Source organism: Rhodococcus sp. ABRD24, from assembly GCF_004328705.1.
In the GTDB taxonomy this organism is placed as follows: Bacteria; Actinomycetota; Actinomycetes; order Mycobacteriales; family Mycobacteriaceae; genus Prescottella.
The window spans coordinates 1,950,309-1,969,591 of the sequence record NZ_CP035319.1; the positions used below are offsets into that span (position 1 = coordinate 1,950,309).

Here is a 19,283-nt window from a genome sequence, read left to right on the forward strand (position 1 = left end):
ACCCCTGCCCGGTTCCTCGCACCGCGAGGGGCCGGGCACTGGCATATCAGCCCTCGAGTGTGGACTGCAGGCGCACGTTCTCCGCTGCCAAACGCGCGTTCTCCGCCTCGAGGTCGAGGATCTGCCGGATACCGGTCAGGTTGACACCGGCCGCCACCAGTTCGGACACCCGCGTCAGGCGATAGATGTCATCCTCGCTGTAGCGGCGGGTGCCGCCGCCGGTCCGCGAGGGAGTGATCAGACCTCGACGCTCGTAGAGCCGCAGAGTCTGCGGCCCGATTCCGGTCAGCTCCGAGGTGACCGAAATTCCGTAGACTCCGCGGGTCGAGCGGAGCGGCGACTCTCGAGTCATGTGCCCTTCATATCGCGTCAGGGTGTAGCAGGTGTGAGGTGTAACAGGTGCGAGGTGCACGCGGCGGGTTCACGTCGGCTGTTACACACTCGGCCGTCGTAGGAGCGGCTACGCGCTCGATTCACCGTATCACCGGAGTCGCACCGAATGTGTGGCGGCAGACAAAGATTCCATGCCACCCGGGGACACGGGGATACGAAGACACTCCGGAGACACCCACGGCAGTCGGGATCGCCGTCGCACGCCGATCTACACAAATCGATTTCACCCCTCCCACCTGGTGCGGAGATGACAGTTCGCCGGAAATTCAACTTATCTGCTTTGAAGCACATAGATTTTGTTATACGGTGAGGTAGTCAAAACTTCGAGATGCACGAGAAGAAGCGTGAGTCGCAGAAAGCAGACCTGGACGGCAATCGCCGCCGTGGGACCGCACATCGACTCCACCGGTCTTCCGAACTCGAGTGGCCAGCCGAGGGGTATCGCCACTGCGAGTGGGCCGTATCAGAAGAAAGGATGACCACACGTGAGTGCGCACCGCAGTGCAGCGACAGGGTCGCTGAGCACCGAGGAAATCAAGCGCCGGATCGAGCAGATGTACTCGGACGCTCCAGTCGAGACACCCGAACTCAGCGCTGCCTGACCCCGCGCAACCAGCGCCCTACCGCGCCGACCCGATTCGGCGCCCTTCGCCAGAGCCGGCGACCACGAACCGTCGTCGCCGGGCTCGCGAAACCCACGAGGAGTCTTCGATGACCGGATCCCGCTCCACTCTGATCCCCCTGACCGATGTCTGGCAGTGGCAGCAGCACGGCAACTGCCAAGGCATGAACGAGGCGGTCTTCTTCCCCCCGACCGGCGAGCGCGGACACGCACGCATGATGCGCGAACGCCGCGCCAAGCAGATCTGCTCGTCGTGCCCAGTCCTGAACAAGTGCCTCGAGCACTCACTCTCGCTTCCCGAACCGTTCGGTGTCTGGGGCGGTGTCGGTGAATCCGAGCGGGCGATCCTCATCAAGGACAGGCGACGCGGAGGTGCGAGTCGGGTCGCCTGAGCCGGAACGACCCCATCCAAGACTTCAACAGCCTCCAAAAATTAAGGACAACAACATGATTACCCTCGGAATTATCCTGCTGGTGATCGGCCTGCTCATCAAGATCCCGATTCTGTGGACCCTCGGCGTCATCGCACTCGTGGTTGGCGCTGTGCTACTGATTCTCGGCGCCGCCGGACGCGCCGTGGGCGGCCGCAAACACTGGTACTGATCCCAACGAGGAGGGCCCGGACGTCAACCGTCCGGGCCCTCCTGTCGACTGAGCGGCCTATTTCCTGCGGCCGGCCAGGCCGCGCCAGGCGAGGTTCTCGAGCAGCTCGACCGCGGCATCCACCTTGATCTCGCCGCCGGCGACGCGATCGGCGACGGCCTCGCCGGCACCGACGAGTGCAACGGCCATGATCGAGAAATCCAGGCTCGGATCCGGATCCTTGGTGCTGGACTCGAGCAGCTTGGCGGTGAGCTCGATCAGACGGTCCCGGCTGCTACCCACCTGCGACGCGAAAGCCTGCTGTCCGATCGCCTGTCGGTAGAGCACCATCCACGAGTTGCGGTTCGCGTCGACGAAGCCCAGAAACCCGGTCAGTGCGGCTCTAAGTTGCTCCCGCGGCGGAAGATTCGGATCGCCGGCCGGAGAGATGGCCTCGACGAAGCGCACACCCTCGCGATGGATGCAGGCGGCGAACAGCTCGTCCTTGGAACCGTAATACAAGTACAGCATCGGCTTGGAAATGTTCGCCCGCGCGGCAATCGCATCCATCGAGGCGTCATGGAACCCGTTGTCGGAGAAGACCTCCACGGCAGCGTCCAGCATTTGCTGCTCACGCACGGCCCTGGGCAGCCGCTTGGTGCCACCAGCCATAGTTCCTCCAACCACAGGTAAGAAAGCTCATCTTACTCTACGGTAAGAAGTTTGCCGATCACTCTATTGTGACCCAGCCTCTGATCAGCAGGTCACAGCACCCTTCGCGCGCGCGACCGTCAGCACCGACGCATCGACCGTGCCGGCCGGCAGCCGCCCCGCCGCGACGGCGCCCTCGAGATGATCCAGCACGCGCGGGACGTCGTCGGTGGTGAGCCACAGCGCGACGCTCACGCCCGCGGTCAGCGCAGCCTCGACGGCCTGCGTGATGTCGTATTTGTCGGTGATCGCCTTCATCCCGCTCAGATCGTCGGTGAAGATCGGCCCCGTGAACGGCGGCGCGGCGTAGCCGGTGCCGTCACGCAGCAGCGACACCGCCTGCGGGCTCATGCTCGCGGGGACGCCCGGCGTCGTCAGCCCCGGCACGCTGAGATGGCCGAGCATGACGCCGACGTCGGTGGCGACCAGCGTCCGGTAAGGCACCAGGTCCGAGTTCTGCAGCTGACCGAGTGGTGGTGTGGTGACCGCGCCGGTGTGCGAGTCGCCCGACGCCGAACCGTGACCGGGAAAGTGCTTGATCACCGGGAAGATTCCGGCGTCGCGCAGTCCCTGTGCGTATGCCTGTGCGTATGCGGTGACGACGTCGGGGTCATCGGAGAACGAACGGTCCCCGATCACCGAGTCGTCCGGCTGGCTGCTCACGTCCACATCGGGCGCGAAGTCGACGGTGATGCCGAGTTCCTTCAGCTGCCCGCCCCGTGCCAGCGCCATCCGGTACGCCTGGTCGGTAGTCATCGTGCGCGCCGTCTCCCGCGCGGACGGGTCCGCCCCGAAGAGGTGGTCGACGCGCGAGACACGGCCACCCTCCTCGTCGATGGTCACCATCAGCGGCACGGGGCTGGCTGCCGCGACCTTCCCGACCTCCCGGTTCGCAAGCATCGACTCGTCCGTCCAACTGCCGATGAAGATGCCGCCGATCTGCTCCGACTTCACGACGTCGAGCGCATCGGCGGTACCGGTCACACCCACGTTGAGCAACTGCGCCAGCTTCTGACGTCCGGTGAGCGATGCCAGGAAGTCCGCACCGCACATCGCGGCACCGGGCGAGGGTGCGGCCTGCGGCTCCGGCGTCTCGGAGGTCGCTTGCGGCGACGGGGAGGGCGCGACGGTCGTGGATGTGTCGGTGCCGCCTCCCGACGAACAGCCGACCACCAGCCCGGCGCACACGACGAGGGCCAAGGCATGTCCGATTCGCATCCACTCGACGGTAGTCGACATCGATGACGGCGGTTTCGAGAACCAAGCGCCACGGGTAATGACGCGGTAATCTCGAAGAACGAAAGCCGAAGGTCCCGAACATCGTCAGACCCCGATTTCAGGAGGTCACAGTGCCCGCAGATCTCATGCTCATCGCCTACGACGGATCCGACAACGCCAAACGCGCGATCGAGTACGCGGGCCGCTTCCTCAGCGCGAATCGCGCAATGGTCGTCACCGCATGGGAACCGATGGTGCGCCAGGCCGCACGAATGTCCGGACTGTCCGGCGTCATGCAGCCGGAGTGGGTGCCCGACGAGGAGTCCGAGGACATCGCACTCACCGATGCCAAGTCCACCAACGCCGAGGGCGTCGACCTGGCACTGGCTGCCGGCCTCAACGCCGACGGGCGGTGCTGCGAAACCTCCACCGCGATCTGGACCACCATCGTCGAGTGCGCCGATGAACTGAATGCCGACATCATCGTCACCGGCACCCGCGGCACCACCGGCCTACGGTCACTGCTGCAGAGCAGCGTCGCCGATCACGTGCTGCGACACAGCCACCGCCCGGTGCTGATCGTCCCGCCTGGCAAGTAGCCGGCCGAACCACCGGCCGGCCGAACCACCGGGCAGGCGGCTCCGGGCGCACGACTATCGTCGGCTGCACCATGGACGGCTTCCTCCTCTCGCGCTCCACCCGCACTCTCCGCACCACCGGAACGCGGGACCGATTCGACAGCGTCGCCGCGGCGACGGACGCGCTCGGGGCCGGGCGCACCGACCTCGTCGTCGGGGCCCTACCGTTCGATCCCGCAGCGCCCGCCGCCCTCACCGCGCCGGAGACCGCGTCGAGCACCCCGGGGCCGTGGCGTCCGATGTCGGTGCCGCCACTGCCCAGCGTCCGCATCGAGCGTGAAATACCCACTCCTGCAGAACATGTCGCAAGGGTGACAGCTCTCGTCGAGCGGCTACGCCGCGGCGAGCTCGACAAGGTCGTCGCAGCGAGGGCGGTGCAACTGGTCGCCGACGCACCCATCTCTCCCGAAGCACTGGCCGCCCGGATGGTGACCCGGCACGAAACGTCCAACGGTTACGCCGTCGACCTCAGTGCGGCCGGCGACGGATTCGTCGGGCACACCCTCGTGGGTGCCAGCCCGGAGATCCTGCTGAGCCGACGCGGGGACACGGTGACGTGTCGGCCGCTCGCCGGATCCGCACCGCGCCGACGCGACCCCGACGCCGACCACGCGGAAGGCGTCGCCCTGCTCGCATCGGGCAAAAACCTCGCCGAGCACGCGTTCGTCGTCGACTGGATCCGCGACGTCCTGGAGCCGCTGTGCACCGAACTCTCCGTACCGCCCACACCGGAGCTCACCGGAACCGGCGAAGTGTGGCATCTGGCCAGCCCCATCTCCGGGCAGCTGCGCGACGGGGCCGTCGGCGCGCTACAGCTGGCAGCGCTGCTGCACCCGACACCGGCGGTCTGCGGTACCCCGACCGATCGCGCGCTCGAGACGATCCGCGAACTCGAGGGTGACCGCCGCTTCTACGGCGGTGCCGTCGGTTGGTGCGACTCCGCCGGTGACGGCGACTGGGTGGTGGCGATCCGGTGCGCCGAGATCGACGCCGCCGGCACCACGGCGCTGGCCTGGGCGGGCGGCGGGATCGTCGCGGCGTCCGACCCGCAGTCCGAGCTGGACGAGACCACCACCAAGCTGGGCACGCTGCTCGGTGCCCTCGGACTGGCGCCACGCGGAGGGAATGGAACCTCCTCGGGCCCCGCGGGTGATACCTTGACCCCGACATCACATACGCACGAGTAGCCGGGGTTCGACCGGTGTGCTCGGCGCCAGAGACCATGGGAGATCCGAGATGGCGAAGTTCCTTGTCCCCGGCGTTGCCAGCGCTGTCGTCGGTGCTCTCCTCGGCGTCGGTGCCGTCCTCGGTGTAACCGCGGCCGCACAGGACAACACTCGCCCGGACATCAACCGCGAGGGCAACGCCAAGACCTCCCTGCTGAACCAGGTTGAGTACGGCAGCCGCTGAGCCCGCTGGCATCGCGCGTTCCCGCACTTCCCCCTCGATCGGCGATCCTGCCGCCGAGGGGCCTTCCGTTGAACCACTGACCCGGCGCTGGCTCTTCGGCGCCGGGTTCGTGGCGCTTGTCCTGTGCCTGCTGCAGTCGCCCGGGCTGATCGTCGCGGACACCAAGTACGACCTCACCCAGAACCCGATCGGCTTCCTCGCCCGCGCCGCCCACCAGTGGAGCAGCCAGGCCCCGCTGGGCCAGGTACAGAACCAGGCGTACGGCTACTTCTTCCCGCACGGACCGTTCTTCGCTCTCGGACAGCTGCTGCACATTCCGCCGTGGATCACGCAGCGATTCTGGTGGGCACTGCTGATCGTCGCCGGATTCTGGGGCATCATCCGTGTCGCCGAAGCACTCGGCATCGGCAGCCGCAGCTCCCGCATCATCGCGGCCGTCGCGTTCGCGCTGTCGCCGCGGGTGCTCACCACGATCGGCTCCATCTCGTCGGAATCGCTGCCGATGATGCTCGCGCCGTGGGTGCTGCTCCCGGTCGTGGTGGTGGCGACTTCGTCGCCCGTGCGCGTTTCGGGAGTGCCAGCACTCACTAAAAGCGCACGGGCGCTGGCCGCCCGGTCAGCTCTCGCCGTCGCGCTGATGGGTGCCGTCAATGCCGTCGCGACACTCGCTGCGTGCCTGGTAGCCGGTTTGTGGTGGCTGGCGCACCGGCCCAACCGGCGCTGGTGGGTATTCACCGCATGGTGGATCCCGTCCCTTCTGCTGGCGACGCTGTGGTGGATCATCCCGCTACTGCTACTCGGCCGCGTCAGTCCCCCGTTTCTCGACTACATCGAGTCGGCCGGCGTCACGACGCAGTGGACGTCACTGACCGAGGTACTGCGCGGCACCGGCAGCTGGACCCCGTTCGTCTCCCCCGAACGCGTCGCCGGCACCGTCCTCGTCACCCAGCCCATCGCCGTTGTCGCGACCGGGCTCATCGCCGCCGCCGGGCTGGCCGGACTGTGCATGCGGGCGATGCCGGCGAAGGGCAGGCTGACGCTGATCCTGCTGGTCGGTATCGCCGGGCTCGGTGCCGGTTACGTCGGCGAACTCGGCTCCCCGATCGCCGATCAGGTCCGCACCTTCCTCGACTCCACCGGCGCACCACTGCGCAATGTGCACAAGCTCGAGCCGCTGGTCCGGCTTCCGCTGGTGCTGGGGCTCGCGCACCTGCTGGCCAGGGTGCCGCTGCCCGGATCCGTGCCGCTGCGACGCTGGCGCAGCGCATTCGCGCACCCCGAACGCGAACCGATGGTGGCGCTCACCAGCCTGCTGCTCGTCGCGCTCACCCTCACCACGTCGCTCGCATGGACCGGACGGCTCGCCCCGCGCGGCGCCTACGCCGAGGTCCCGTCGTACTGGCACGACGCCGCCCAGTGGCTCGCCGACAATGCGGCCGGGAGCGGAGTCGGCGGCGCCGACGCCGAACGCGCACTGGTGGTGCCGGGCGCACCGTTCGGAGCGCAGGTCTGGGGGCTGACGCGGGACGAGCCGCTGCAGGCTCTGGCCTCGACGCCGTGGGCGGTGCGCGACGCCGTCCCACTGGTGCCGCCCGGCGCGATCCGCGCACTCGACTCGGTCCAGCGGCTGATCTCCGACGGCCGTCCGTCCGACGGGCTGGCAACCGCCCTCCTCGGCCAGGGCGTCCGCTACCTGGTGGTCCGCAACGACCTCGACCCGGAGACGTCCCGCTCGGCGCGCCCGCTGCTGGTCCACCAGACGATCGAGGGCTCCCCGGGACTCGAGAAGGTCGCCCAGTTCGGCGAGGACATCGTCCCCGCCGCGGCGGAGGACGTGGTGGTCGACAGCGACCTACAGCCCGCGTACCCCGCGATCGAGATCTACCGCGTCACGCTGCCCACCGGCACGACGCCGCCGGCCGGTCCGTACACCGTCGACCTCGACCGGGTCCCGGTCGTACAAGGCGGACCGGAGTCGCTGCTGCGGCTCGCCGAGAACGGCACCGTCACCGGGCCCACGCTGCTCGCGACCGACGCCCGCCGGGCCGGTATCGATGTCGATGCCGTCACCGTGACCGACACCCCCACCGCCCGCGAGAGCGACTTCGGGCAGGTAGACAACCACAGTTCGGCGCTGCGCAGCCCTGGCGATCCGCGCCGCACCTACAACCTGGTTCCGGACTACCCGGTTGCCGACGCGCCCCTGGTGCAGGGCGAGTGGTCGGGCGCGACGATCACCGTGTCGAGTTCCGCCGCCGACGCCACCCAGCTCGGTGGTACCGCACCCGGCAGCGGACCGGCCGCCACCATCGACGGCGATCCCGCGACCGCGTGGCTCAGCAACGGGCTCGAGAGCGCGCTCGGCCAGTGGCTGCAACTCGACTTCGACACCCCGATCACCCGCGGCATGCTGCACCTGACCGTCAGCCCCGCCGCGTTCGGCCCGCCCGTCAAATGGCTCGAGATCGAGACCCCCAACGGCACGGCGTCGGTGAAGGTGGACAAGCCTGGCAAGCAGCTCGACGTGTCGTTGCCGTCGGGCACCACACCGTGGGTGCGGATCACTGCCACCCACACCGAGGACGGCTCGGTCGGCATCCAGTTCGGGATCAGTGACCTGTCCGTCGACGATTACTCCGCGGGCGCGCCGACGCCGGTCTCCATCGTCCACCGGACCGTGCTGCCGCCCACGCCACCCGGCGCCCGCGTGCAGGGCTGGGATCTGGGGCAGGAGTTGCCCGGGCGGTCGGGCTGCGCCACCGGCCCCGACCGCGTGCACTGCAGCAACTCGCTGTTCCTGCCGCCGGAGGAGCCGGGCGTTTTCAGCCGCACCCTGTCGGTGCCCGACAACACCTCGGTCACCCCCGGGCTGACCGTTCGCCCCCGCCCCGGTCCTGCCCTCGAAACCCTGGTGTCCGAACCGAATTCGGTGTCCGCGAGTGGCGCAGCCGACGGCGTCGAGGTGCGTGGCTCCGCCTACGCCGCCACCGACGGCGACCCCGCCACATCGTGGACCGCGCCCGCGGAGACCGCGCGCGGCAAGGGTGGCCTACCGACGCTGACCATTGCACTGCCCCGCCCCACTCTGGTCACCGGACTGCAGCTCACCCCGAGCCTCGGCGACCTGCCCGCCGCCCCGAGCCGCATCGCGGTCAATCTCGGCAACGGGCCACAGACCCGCGACCTGGACGACACCGATCCGTCTGCCCCGCAGACGATCCCACTCGAGCCGCACGTGACCGACCGCATCGTCCTGACTCTGGTCAAGTGGCACGAGGTGCTCGACCGGACTGCTCTCGGCTTCTTACAGCTGCAGCCCGCCGGACTGTCCGAGGTGGTCGCGCTCGGCGCGGACGGCCGCCCCGTACCCGGCACCGCGACCCCCGCACCGCGCACCGTCACCGTCGGCTGCGACGCCGGACCCACGATCTCGATCGCGGGCAGGGTCGTACGGACCTCGATCACCGCGACGACGCAGCAGCTGGCGTCCGGCACCCCGGTGACCGCGATGCCGTGTCCGCCTGCCGACGCGGTGCCGCTGACGCAGGGTCGGCAGGACGTCGTCGTGGCGCCCGGCGAGGCATTCACCGTCGACAGCCTGCAGCTCACCGCGTCACCGACGACGCCGCCTGCGGTGGCGCCGTCGCCCGACGCGACCGAGTGGACCGCGAATCTGCGGAAGCTCACCGTCACCGAATCGGACACTGAACGGCTGCTGGTGGTGCCGGAGAGCACCAACTCCGGCTGGGTTGCGACCGGCGCGGACGGCAGCGAACTGGCTCCGGTGGTCGTCAACGGCTGGCAGCAGGGCTGGATCCTGCCCGCTGGGACGGACGGCACCGTCACCCTCGAGTTCCCCTCCGACCGCTGGTACCGCGCCGGGATCGTCCTCGGGCTGGTACTGCTGATCCCGCTGATCCTCCTGGCGTTGGTCCCTCGGCGCCGCACACCCGACCTGGAACAATGGGCGCCGCCGCGGCCATGGAAGAGCGTCGTCGCCGGGTTCGTCGGTGTGATGGCTGTCGTGACCATCGTCGCCGGACCCGTCGGCACCGGCGTCGCGTTGCTGGTGGCGGCGGGTTCCGCAGGACTTGCCCGATGGCGGGGCCCGGCGTTCTCGGCCCGCGTCCTCGTCGGAGTCGCCGGAACCTCGGCCGCGCTTGCCGCCGTCCTGCTGTCGACCGGCCCGTGGCGAGCCGCCGACGGCTACGTCGGGCACTCGTTCCTGGTTCAGCTGCCGGCGCTGATCGCACTGGCCGCGGTGGGTGTGGCGGCGCTTCCACTCGCCGGTTCGCCGATGTGGCGGCGCTTCTCCCAGCGAAGGACAGCCCGCCGGGACGGCTCCTCAACCAGGGCGTAGCTGACCGACGCCACCGCGATGCTCAGGATCGTGGTGACGACGAGTACGAACACGAAGTCGCCGCTGAACGGGGCGATACCGAACATCGGGAACACAATCGAGAGCACCGCGAGGTGCCAGATGAACAGCCCGTAGGACCAGCGTCCCACCGCCAGTGCGACCGGGCCCGCCAGGATGCGGTGCCGGTGCCCCGCGAGGACCAGCGGGGCGAGGAGAGCGAAGCTCATCACGGCGCCCAGCACGATCTTGGTGGCGTATTGCCAGGGTTCGGGCCGCACCAGACCCTCGGGCCCGGCCAGCCACGTCGTCGAGAGGCCGAACGTAACCACCGCGATCGCCGCCATCCACATCCGGTGCTGAGACAGGCGGTGCACCCACGTCCCGCCGCCCATCGCGAGCTCGGCCAGCAACATGCCGGCCGCGAACCACGGAAGATAGCCGGGCAGCCAGTTGTCGTGGTGGATGCCGTCCGGTGCCGGAATCGGCAGGAACGCCCACGAAAGCGCCACCACCCCCGCCGCGAACAGCACCGGCACCCGGTACCGCGCCGCCGGGCCGCGCATCCGCACCATCGCGAGCGCGATGATCGGCAGCAGGAGGTAGAAGGCGACCTCCACCGACAGGCTCCACAGTTGGGTCATGCCCTCGGTCAGCGTCAGCGGCACGAACACCTGGATCAGCGCGAGGTTCGCGACCCACACCTTCCAACCACCACCCGCCGCGGGCAGGAACAGCAGAACCAGGCACACCAGCACCCAGTACGCAGGCAGGATGCGCGTAGCCCGCGAAATCCAGTACCGGACGATTGCCGGTGGGGTACCCATCCCGCGGGCCGCGGCGGCGTGCGGGCGCCACAGCAGGAAGCCGGACAGCGCGAAGAACACCGCGACCGCCAGATCGAACCGCCCCCAGATCCGGCCGAGCACGGGATCCTCGGCGGCGCCGGTCTGAAACGCCACGTGGGTAACCAGCACGCCCAGCGCAGCAAACCCACGCATTCCCTCGAGCGCAGGAATGAAGGCCCGAGGGTTTCCGGCGGGCGCCGATCTACTCAGATGTGAAGTGCTCATCGCAGTCAAGTGTGCCCGGGCTACCCGCGGAACCGAAAGGGTGACGTGAATGGTCGTATTTGCACGCGTTCACGCAAATCGGACGATGGGACTGTTAGTGTCTGGGCTCACGTAGTGCCGACGATTGAGGGCACAGTTCGACCCGTGCAGCGCGCCCGCTGCCGGTGGGGGTTTCTCAATGCCGAACGTTGAGTTAGGAGACAGCATGGCCGAGCGCTCAGGCCCGAGCCGGATACTTGCTTACATTCTGATAGGTCTCGGGGCATTCCTGCTGGCCGTCGCGGTTCTCATCCCGGCGTACACCGTGGACAAACTGAAGAAGACGCCGCTGGATCTCGAGGTCACCACCGTCGCCACCGGCAACGGTGACGTGCTCGATTCCGCGGCTCTACTCAAGGGCACGGCCAAGGTCGACACGAACGTGCCGATCGTCGCGCAGCGCTACGTCATCACCGAGGAGCCGTCGAACGCCGACGTCGTCTCGGTCCAGGCGGGCCAAACGGTGATGCGCACCGACAAGCAGGGCGACACGGGCCTGCTGACCGCGACCGTCGACCGCGTGACGCTGGACCGCGTCAGCTCGATGCCCGTCGAGCCGCCCGTCGGCACCATCCAGACGTCGTCGACCGCGCCGGCCGAAGAGGTCAGCCACACCGGCCTGCAGTACAAGTTCCCGTTCGATACGGAGCAGAAGAGCTACCCCTACTTCGACCTGAACTCGCGCAGCAGCCAGGACATCAATTTCGTCGAAGAGACCGAGATCAACGGTGTGAAGGTCTACCACTTCAATCAGAAGGTCGGCCCGGTCGATCTCTCGAAGGTGGTCGCCGCTCCGACGAACAAGCTGAGTCTGCCTGCCGCCACGTGGGGTGTCCCCGGTGGCGATCAGCCGATCACGATGACCCGCTGGTACCAGAACGAGCGTGACGTGTGGGTCGACCCGGTCACCGGCGTCGTGATCAAGGGCCAGGAGAAGCTTTACCAGTACTACGCTCGCGACAAGGCCGCGCCCGAGGTCACGGTGCTCAAGGCGACGCTGCCGTTCGACGAGAACACCATCGAATACCAGATCGGCCAGGCCAAGAGCGGCCAGGACAAGCTGTCGCTGTTCGGCCGCACACTGCCGATCGTCGCCGGCATCCTCGGCGCCATCTCCCTGATCGCAGGTATTTTCCTCGGCCTCCGAGGTGGCCGCGGGACGAAGGGTGCACCTGCGGGCGGCCCGGCGAATCCGCCTAGCGGGTCCGGAACAGCTCCCGGAACCGGACGCGACTGGACAACTGACAAGACCGAGGAATTCCCCACGGTCGACATGGGTAAGGGCGGCTTCACCGAGCCGCCGCGCCAGCAGTAACCGGCGCTCCCGAACCTCAGAGCCCCCGCGCGGATCACCGCGCGGGGGCTCTGTCGTTCGCCGTCATATCGTCAGGACCACCGTCACGCCCGAGCGCCCGGGGGGCGCCTTCTCGCCGGGGTGACCGTGCCGTCAACTGTCCGAACGGACGATCGGAACGTCGCCGGTGTGGGCACTGCGCAGCGCGAGGATCGCGGCCATACCGGCGGTCACCGTCGCCACCGAGGCTGCGACGGTGACGAACTGGCGAACCGTGTCCGCGACGGTGAACATGAGCACGGCCTCGACCGCGAGACCCACCCACGCGACGATCGCGAGATGCGTACGCTCCCCCGCAATTGCCGAGAGCAGCGCCCCCTGCAACACCGCGAGCGCCGCGCCGTTCCACGCGAACATCCACAGGATGCCCTGCACGGGTGCGTAGTCGTCGCCGAACAGCATCGTCGCGACCGGCGCGACGAGGGCGGCGCCCACGACGAGGACCGCGCCCAGCCCGAACAGCACACCCAGCGCCGATCGCACCGCAGCCGCCGAGTGCGCCGGATTCGCCATCCTCGGGTAGAGCACCACACCGATGGCCTGTGGCAGCCAGAATGCGGCCTTGGTCGCGACGGCACCGGCCGCGTAGATACCGGCGTCGGTGTCCGACAGCACCATCCGCACGATCAGCAGATCCACCGACGACAGCGCGATCATCGCGAGCTGTACCTGCGACGCCCGCAGCACCGTACCGACTCCGATCACTGCGGCGCCGCCAGTGCTGTCGCCGCGCCGACGCTCGAGCAGCCGGGCGACGACGACCATCGCGGCTGTGCCGATGGCCGCGGCGAGCAGCATCGGCCCGGGACCACCCCCGGCTGCGAGGACGGCCACCGCCGGCACCACCTTGGCGACACCGGTACCGGCCAGCACGATGCTCAACTCGGCGAAGCGACCCGATCCCTGCAGCAGGCCTTGTTCTGTCGCGAGTAGCACCAATAGTGGCGCGGCGGCCAGCGCCCACAGGGTCGGGGTCAGCCCGGTGTCGAGAACTGCGGAGATCACCGGAACCAGCACCAGCGCGATGACGGCGACGATTGCCGCGCAACGGTAGCCGAGCGCCCGCAGCGCCGCCGCACCCTTGCCGTGGACCACCTCGCGGGCGACGACGCTCTGCAGCGCCAGCGCCGGCACCGCAAGTACCAGCTGCGCCGCGAGCAGGCTCGCGAACTCGCCGTACGACGACGGGCCCAGCCACCGCAGTGCGAGCAGCTGGAGCACGTAGGCCGCGACGTTCGCGGTCATGGATCCGGCGGTCACCATCGTCATCCCGGCGACAGTGGAGCCGGACAGGGATTGGCGTGGCATCCGCCCATGATCGCACCACGTACAGTGCCGCACATGACAGCACGGCGCGCGAGTCTCACCCGGGCGGCGCCGTCCCTGTACAGCCTGGCGCTGGCCGGGCTGATTCTCGGGCCGATACTGGGCCCCGGCTATCTGCTGCTGCGCGACGCGGTGACCACGCCGCGCTCGTACCTCACCGACTCGGCGCTCGGTCTCACCGACGCCGCGGCCCGCGCAGTCCCGCAGGACGCGGTGATCGCGGTCCTCAGCTCCGTCGTCGACGGCGGTCTCGTGGTCAAGGCGATCCTGTGCGCGGCGCTGTGGCTGGCCGGATGGGGTGCGGCCCGGATGGTGGCGGTCCTGCTCCCCCACGCCGGTCTGGGGCCGCAACTCGTGGCGTCGACGGTGACGCTGTGGAACCCGTACGTCGCCGAACGGCTACTGCAGGGACATTGGAGCCTGCTCACCGGCTATGCCGCGCTGCCGTGGATCGTGTGCGCGGGCGTCTCCATCCGCCGCGGGCGACCGGGCGGATGGTGGGCGCTGACGTCGTGCCTCGCGGCGGCGAGCCTGACGCCGACCGGTGCGCTGCTCGCCGTGGTCGTCGCGCTGGTGGTGCTCGCCGCGCCCGGAGGCAGTGGACGCGTGCCGTCCCGGCTGCTGCGGACGGTGGCGCTGTTCGCCGCAGCGTCGGCACCATGGTTGATCGCGGTGCTCGGGTCCGGAAGCGGCGCGACGTCCGATCGCGCCGGCGTGGCGGCGTTCGCGTCCCGAGCCGAACCGGGTCTGGGCACGCTCGGCAGCGTCGCCGGGCTGGGCGGAATCTGGAACTCCACCGCCGTACCCGACTCGCGCACGACGCTGTATGCGCTGGCCGGAACCGTGCTGCTGCTCGCCGTCGTGGCCTGCGGGCTGCCCGCGCTCCTTCATGTCCGCCTCGAGTCGGCGGAGCGGGGACGACGCCTCGATCCGGTGATCGTCGCACTCACCGCACTCGCCGCGGCCGCGGTGCTGCTGCCCGCGCTGGGGGCGACCGGGTGGGGTCTGGCCGTCGGCGAGTGGGCCGTAGTGCATGTGCCGGGCGCCGGGCTGCTGCGCGACACCCAGAAATGGGTGGCGCTCGCCGTTCCGCTGTACGCACTGGCCGCCGCGGCCGGGGTGCGGGCACTCGGCTCACGCATCCGGCTGCCCGGCGCGATCCCCGCCGCCGCGATCGTCGCGATCCTGCTCGCGCTGCCCGACCTGGCGTGGGGTGTCGGCGGCGCGCTGAAGCCGGTGCAGTATCCGTCGTCCTGGCAGAACGTCGTCGAGGACCTGGAGGCATCGGCCGAGGTGGGCGATATCGCGGTGCTGCCCGCAGGCATGTTCCGCAAGTTCCCCTACAGCGGGGACGCACCGGTACTGGACCCGGCGCCACGGATGCTGCCGGTAGATGTGCTGCAGACCGGACAGCTCGTGGTGGGCCAGGCGTCCACGGTCGGCGGAGAGGGCGCGCGGGCGGCTCGCGTCGAACAGCTGTTGCTGGCGGGGGCCGCACCGAAGGCGCTCGCCGAGGAGCAGGTGCGATGGGTTCTCGTCGAGCGCACCACACCCGGTCCGCTCGGCGACTCCCGGCGCACGCTCGATCAGCTCGAAAAATCCTGGGAAGACGAAGAATTGGCGCTGTACCGGATTCCGGGCGACGTGACGGACAGCTCAGCCGAGGGACGTGGGCTGGCGGTGGCGACTCATCTTCTCTGGGCCATCCTGCTCGTCGGCAGCGCGCTCGCATACGCGGTTGTCCGAAGGCCTCACTCACCTGAGTGATCTGCACCCACGATCGGCATCCGTGGAACGACCGGATCCGGCATGGACGGACGGCGGTGGGCTGGTGCCGCACCCGGCACCAGCCCACCGCCACCGTCGACCATCGCCGTCCGCTGTCCTATCGGTCGAGCGAATCTTCCAGCACCGCCGTCACCGCCGCGCGGACGCCCTCGATAACCGGAACCGGCGACTCCGCCTCGATGGCAGGCGCCAACGGGGCCATCGATGCGCAACCGAGACAGACCGCCCCTGCGCCATCGACCTCGACACAGCTACGAATGACTGCGATCGCCTCCTCGAGAGCCGCGGCCGGATCGCGTGCAATGTCGAGCACCGATATGCCCAGCGGTCGAACGCTCGCCAACGCATCCCCGAATCCGTATCGCGCAGCCAGCTCCGTCATCAGGGTGACGGCACTGGGCATCGCGCACACAATCGAGAATCTGCCGCCCGCGTTCTGGGCGGCCCGCATTGCCTGTAGTGCGATGCCGTGGACCGGAAGTCCTGTTGCAGAACGTAACTCGTCGACGCCGGGATCTCCGAAGCATGAGACGACTGCGATGTCGAAGCCAATATCCGCACTCCAGCTGCGCGCCGACGCCAGCATGGTTCCGATCGCAACCTGTTCGTCCGCCGCAGTCTCGATCGCGGAGGGGCCGATCTCGGGATTGACCGCGACGATGTCGAGTGCGGATGCGCCCGGCGTCCCGTGGGCAGCGCTCGAGATGATCCTCGTCATCTCCGAGGTGGTGTTGGGATTGATCAGCAGCAGCCTTGTTTTCGTGGTCACAGGCGGGTGATCTCTCCGGCGGGGAAGGGACCCGTCGAACGGTGGATGTACCGTCCGCGGCCGGGGGTGCTCAGTACCTCACCGTCGGCGAACACCGTCGTCCCCCTGCTCAAGACCTGGATCGGCGCCCCGGTGCAGGTCCAGCTCTCGAACGGGGTGTAGTCCACCGCCATGTGGTGGCTCTTGGCCGAGATTTCCAGTGTGGCTTCGGGATCGAATACGACGATGTCCGCGTCGAAGCCCGGGGCGATCCGGCCCTTCGAGGTCAGGCCGAACATTCGGGCGGGCGAGGTGGAGGTGGTGGCCACCAGCTCCGACATGGTCATCCGCCCGGTCCGAACACCGTGCTGGTGCAGCAGGGGAAGTCGGTGCTCGATCGTGGGCAGCCCGTTCGGGATCTTCGAGAAGTCCTCGCGGCCGAGTTCCTTCTGTCCGCAGAAGTTGAACGGACAGTGGTCGGTGGTGACGATCTGCAGCGACTGCTGCCGCAACGCGGACCAGAGCACATCCTGGTCATGTTCGTGGCGCAGCGGCGGCGAACACACGAACTTCGCGCCGTCGAAATCCGGTCGCGCGAGTTCTTCCTCGGTGAGAGTCAGGTAATGCACGCAGGTTTCACCGAACACCGGAAGCCCGCGCGAGCGCGCCGACTGGATCTCGTGCACGGCCCGGGCCGAGGAGACGTGGACGACGAAGATCGGCCGCTTGGCCCACGACGCCAGGTGAATGGCGCGCGCGGTCGCCTCCTGCTCGGTCGTGTCCGGGCGGGTCGTCGCGTGCGAGTAGGGCGAGATGTCACCGCGTGAGAGCGCGTCGTCGATGTTGAGATCGATGGCGTCACCATTCTCCGCATGCACCTGGACCAGGCCGCCTACCTCACCGGTACGGCGCAGGACGCGCAGCAACTGCTGGTCGTCGGCCATGAACGACCCCTTGAAGGCCATGAACACCTTGAAGGAGCTGACGCCGCGGGCGACGGCCTGCTCCATCTCCTCGATCGCCAGCGGCGACGCATCGGTGATGGCAACGTGGAAGCCGTAGTCGATGTGAGCCTTGTTGCGCGCGTTGTCCATCCACGTGTCGATTCCCGCGAGCACCGACCCGTCGGTCTGCATCGCGAAGTCGACGATCGAGGTGGTGCCACCCGCGGCTGCCGCCGCGGTGCCGGTGTCGAAGTCATCCGCGGTGACCGTGCCCATCGTCGGCATCTCCAGATGGGTGTGACTGTCGACCAGGCCCGGCAGCAGCTGACACCCACCCACGTCGATCACTCGGCCGGCCGCATCCGAGAGGTCGACATCCAGGGCCAGCACCCGCCCGTCTTCGATGAGGATATCGGCCCTGGCCTCGCCCTCGGCGGACACGATGGTCCCGCCTCGGAGAATGACCCTGGTGTCCTCTGCCTGTGCCGTCATTACTGTGACTCCGATCGTTCCGATTCGAGTTCGGCAAGTTCTTCACCCGTGGTACCGCTCGGCACAAAGGTCGACCCCAGTGAACTGCGACGCGCGAGCGGCAGGATGGCGAAGTACCCGGCGAAGCCTAGGACGACACCCAGCACCGCAGCGTACTCATAGGCCCAGCCAATTGCCGGGATCCACTGGCCGAGGATGCAGAATACCGACATCGCGATCAGCACGCCGAGCGTCCACCAGTTGTATCCGCGGTAGCCTTCATACTGTGAGCCCCGGCGATAGAGTGCCGGAACGTCCAGCCGGCCTCGCCTGACCAAGTAGTAGTCAGCGATGAGAATGCCTGTGGCAGGGCCGATCACGGCTCCCACATTGTTGAGCACGGAGAACAGCGTGTCGGGCGACTCCATGAGTTTCCACGGCATGAAGGCGAATCCGGCGAGGATACTCAGCACAGCGGCCCGCTTGAAGTTCAAGAACTTCGGGAACAGATTCGTGAAGTCGAACGCAGGGGAGATGATGTTCGCCGCCAGGTTCACCGACATTGTCGCGACCGCGATGCAGATCGCACCGATGATCGACACCCACGGGTTGTCGATGGCGACCAGCACGTCCGCCGGGTTCCACAGCAGCTCGCCGGTCGCGGCCTGAGTACCTGAGACGACGATCGCGGCCATCGCGTAGAAGACGAGCGTGGCAAGCGGAAGACCGTAGAACAGTCCGGTGACCTGGGCGCGGTTCGACTTCGCGTAGCGGGTGATGTCAGGCAGGTTGAGCACCATCGTCGCCCAACTCGCCGAGATGAAGAGCGCTACACCCGGCAGCAGGCCGTGCAGCAGGAAGTCACTGCTGGAGCCGAACTGCGATCCCTGGTCGAAGATGGGACCCAAGCCGTCCATCTGCATGAACGACCACACCACGAGGGGCACCATCACGACGAAGATCAGCGGGCCTGCCCAGCCCTCGAAGCGACGGATGGTCTCCATACCGTGCCGGATCAGCAGCAGGTTCAGCGCCCAGTAGATGATCATCGACACCCACAGGTTCATTGCAACCCCGCCGACCACGGTGTTCCAGTCCCGCCAGGCCGAGAAGCTGGTCTCGAGCAGCACGTTGATGGCCGTCGCGCCCAGATAGGACTGGACACCGAACCAGCCGATGGCGACCACTCCGCGCAGGGCAGCAGGGATGTTCGCGCCCAGCACGCCGAAGGTCGAGCGGGCCCAGACCGCGAACGGGATTCCGTACCGCGAGCCGACGCGACCGGTCAGGCCCATCAGGCCCATCTGGATGATGTTTGCGACGAAGACGACGGCGAGGGCCTGGACGACGGACATACCCGTCGCCATCATGCCGCCGATCACCGCGAATCCGAATGCGCTGTGGACCATTCCCATCCACAGCGCGGCGAAGCTCCAAGCGCCCCAGGTCCGTTGCTGAACGGGCACTGGTAACAGGTCGTCGTTCGTCAGGCCAGGGTCGTACGTCAGGCCGGAGCCGTTCGGTCCGGCGGGGGCGCCGGTTCCCGACCAGTCGGCGGAGTCGGGGCCCTCCGGCCCCTTGATCAGGTCTGTGGACATCACATGGCCTC

The 19,283-nt window shown here is 68.3% G+C and carries 15 protein-coding genes and 1 pseudogene; 8 read left to right on the forward strand and 8 right to left on the reverse strand.

Features of this window, described 5'->3' with window-relative positions:
- Positions 1–46 precede the first annotated feature (46 nt).
- On the reverse strand, positions 47–352 hold the full coding sequence (locus ERC79_RS08680) for a helix-turn-helix transcriptional regulator (RefSeq protein WP_131577413.1): 306 nt from the start codon (positions 350–352) through the stop codon (positions 47–49).
- A gap of 752 nt (positions 353–1,104) precedes the next feature.
- Between ERC79_RS08680 and ERC79_RS08685 the strand changes: the two genes are divergently transcribed.
- Both ERC79_RS08685 and ERC79_RS23000 read left to right on the forward strand, forming a co-directional pair.
- Complete coding sequence (locus ERC79_RS08685; RefSeq protein WP_131577415.1) at positions 1,105–1,407, forward strand: WhiB family transcriptional regulator; 303 nt, start codon at positions 1,105–1,107, stop codon at positions 1,405–1,407.
- A gap of 55 nt (positions 1,408–1,462) precedes the next feature.
- Positions 1,463–1,618, forward strand: coding sequence for a DUF6131 family protein (locus ERC79_RS23000; protein ID WP_164877538.1), 156 nt, complete (start codon positions 1,463–1,465; stop codon positions 1,616–1,618).
- Positions 1,619–1,675: 57 nt separating this feature from the next.
- On the opposite strand, the gene ERC79_RS08690 is transcribed toward ERC79_RS23000, so the two are convergent.
- Positions 1,676–2,269 carry a TetR/AcrR family transcriptional regulator gene (locus ERC79_RS08690; RefSeq protein ID WP_131577417.1) on the reverse strand — a complete coding sequence of 198 codons (594 nt, stop codon included), beginning with the start codon at positions 2,267–2,269 and terminating at the stop codon, positions 1,676–1,678.
- Positions 2,270–2,353: 84 nt separating this feature from the next.
- Positions 2,354–3,526 (reverse strand): glycoside hydrolase family 3 N-terminal domain-containing protein, encoded by a 1,173-nt coding sequence (locus ERC79_RS08695; RefSeq protein ID WP_131577419.1) that lies wholly within the window; start codon positions 3,524–3,526, stop codon positions 2,354–2,356.
- Between the two features lie 131 nt (positions 3,527–3,657).
- Between ERC79_RS08695 and ERC79_RS08700 the strand changes: the two genes are divergently transcribed.
- From ERC79_RS08700 to ERC79_RS23830, 4 genes are all read left to right on the forward strand, one after another.
- Positions 3,658–4,125 (forward strand): universal stress protein, encoded by a 468-nt coding sequence (locus tag ERC79_RS08700; RefSeq protein ID WP_131577421.1) that lies wholly within the window; start codon positions 3,658–3,660, stop codon positions 4,123–4,125.
- A gap of 71 nt (positions 4,126–4,196) precedes the next feature.
- Positions 4,197–5,351 carry an isochorismate synthase gene (locus tag ERC79_RS08705; protein WP_131577423.1) on the forward strand — a complete coding sequence of 385 codons (1,155 nt, stop codon included), beginning with the start codon at positions 4,197–4,199 and terminating at the stop codon, positions 5,349–5,351.
- 49 nt (positions 5,352–5,400) lie between these two features.
- Entirely contained in the window at positions 5,401–5,574 is a 174-nt protein-coding gene (locus tag ERC79_RS08710; RefSeq protein WP_131577425.1) for a DUF2613 domain-containing protein, read from the forward strand.
- A 37-nt stretch (positions 5,575–5,611) separates the two neighbouring features.
- Entirely contained in the window at positions 5,612–9,934 is a 4,323-nt protein-coding gene (locus ERC79_RS23830; protein WP_347563595.1) for an alpha-(1->3)-arabinofuranosyltransferase family protein, read from the forward strand.
- 71 nt (positions 9,935–10,005) lie between these two features.
- Here ERC79_RS23830 and ERC79_RS08720 read toward each other — a convergent pair.
- Positions 10,006–11,004: pseudogene (locus ERC79_RS08720) on the reverse strand (acyltransferase); the annotation flags it as partial.
- A 205-nt stretch (positions 11,005–11,209) separates the two neighbouring features.
- On the opposite strand from ERC79_RS08720, the gene ERC79_RS08725 reads away from it, so the two are divergent.
- Positions 11,210–12,358, forward strand: a complete 1,149-nt coding sequence (locus ERC79_RS08725) for a DUF3068 domain-containing protein (RefSeq protein ID WP_131580896.1) — start codon at positions 11,210–11,212, stop codon at positions 12,356–12,358.
- 132 nt (positions 12,359–12,490) lie between these two features.
- Here ERC79_RS08725 and ERC79_RS08730 read toward each other — a convergent pair whose 3' ends face one another.
- On the reverse strand, positions 12,491–13,705 hold the full coding sequence (locus ERC79_RS08730; protein ID WP_131577429.1) for a polysaccharide biosynthesis protein: 1,215 nt from the start codon (positions 13,703–13,705) through the stop codon (positions 12,491–12,493).
- Between the two features lie 33 nt (positions 13,706–13,738).
- Between ERC79_RS08730 and ERC79_RS08735 the strand changes: the two genes are divergently transcribed.
- Entirely contained in the window at positions 13,739–15,490 is a 1,752-nt protein-coding gene (locus ERC79_RS08735) for a hypothetical protein (RefSeq protein ID WP_131577431.1), read from the forward strand.
- 118 nt (positions 15,491–15,608) lie between these two features.
- Here ERC79_RS08735 and ERC79_RS08740 read toward each other — a convergent pair whose 3' ends face one another.
- From ERC79_RS08740 to ERC79_RS08750, 3 genes are read right to left on the reverse strand one after another with little or no spacing between them, the layout of a single operon-like run.
- Positions 15,609–16,280 (reverse strand): aspartate/glutamate racemase family protein, encoded by a 672-nt coding sequence (locus tag ERC79_RS08740; RefSeq protein ID WP_131577433.1) that lies wholly within the window; start codon positions 16,278–16,280, stop codon positions 15,609–15,611.
- The gene (hydA, locus tag ERC79_RS08745) at positions 16,277–17,695 is read right to left on the reverse strand and encodes a dihydropyrimidinase (RefSeq protein ID WP_131577435.1); all 1,419 of its coding nucleotides are present in this window, start codon (positions 17,693–17,695) and stop codon (positions 16,277–16,279) included. The genes ERC79_RS08740 and hydA overlap by 4 nt, the downstream gene beginning before the upstream one ends.
- The gene (locus ERC79_RS08750) at positions 17,695–19,272 is read right to left on the reverse strand and encodes an NCS1 family nucleobase:cation symporter-1 (RefSeq protein WP_131577437.1); all 1,578 of its coding nucleotides are present in this window, start codon (positions 19,270–19,272) and stop codon (positions 17,695–17,697) included. The genes hydA and ERC79_RS08750 overlap by 1 nt, the downstream gene beginning before the upstream one ends.
- Between the last annotated feature and the right edge of the window lie 11 nt (positions 19,273–19,283).

Excerpts from the sequence above, each read along its gene's own strand:
- ERC79_RS08680 (WP_131577413.1), bottom strand. The coding sequence starts at position 352 with ATGACTCGAGAGTCGCCGCTCCGCTCGACCCGCGGAGTCTACGGAATT.
- ERC79_RS08685 (WP_131577415.1), top strand. The coding sequence starts at position 1,105 with ATGACCGGATCCCGCTCCACTCTGATCCCCCTGACCGATGTCTGGCAG.
- ERC79_RS23000 (WP_164877538.1), top strand. The coding sequence starts at position 1,463 with ATGATTACCCTCGGAATTATCCTGCTGGTGATCGGCCTGCTCATCAAG.
- ERC79_RS08690 (WP_131577417.1), bottom strand. The coding sequence starts at position 2,269 with ATGGCTGGTGGCACCAAGCGGCTGCCCAGGGCCGTGCGTGAGCAGCAA.
- ERC79_RS08695 (WP_131577419.1), bottom strand. The coding sequence starts at position 3,526 with ATGCGAATCGGACATGCCTTGGCCCTCGTCGTGTGCGCCGGGCTGGTG.
- ERC79_RS08705 (WP_131577423.1), top strand. The coding sequence starts at position 4,197 with ATGGACGGCTTCCTCCTCTCGCGCTCCACCCGCACTCTCCGCACCACC.
- ERC79_RS08710 (WP_131577425.1), top strand. The coding sequence starts at position 5,401 with ATGGCGAAGTTCCTTGTCCCCGGCGTTGCCAGCGCTGTCGTCGGTGCT.
- ERC79_RS08725 (WP_131580896.1), top strand. The coding sequence starts at position 11,210 with ATGGCCGAGCGCTCAGGCCCGAGCCGGATACTTGCTTACATTCTGATA.
- ERC79_RS08730 (WP_131577429.1), bottom strand. The coding sequence starts at position 13,705 with ATGCCACGCCAATCCCTGTCCGGCTCCACTGTCGCCGGGATGACGATG.
- ERC79_RS08735 (WP_131577431.1), top strand. The coding sequence starts at position 13,739 with ATGACAGCACGGCGCGCGAGTCTCACCCGGGCGGCGCCGTCCCTGTAC.
- hydA (WP_131577435.1), bottom strand. The coding sequence starts at position 17,695 with ATGACGGCACAGGCAGAGGACACCAGGGTCATTCTCCGAGGCGGGACC.
- ERC79_RS08750 (WP_131577437.1), bottom strand. The coding sequence starts at position 19,272 with ATGTCCACAGACCTGATCAAGGGGCCGGAGGGCCCCGACTCCGCCGAC.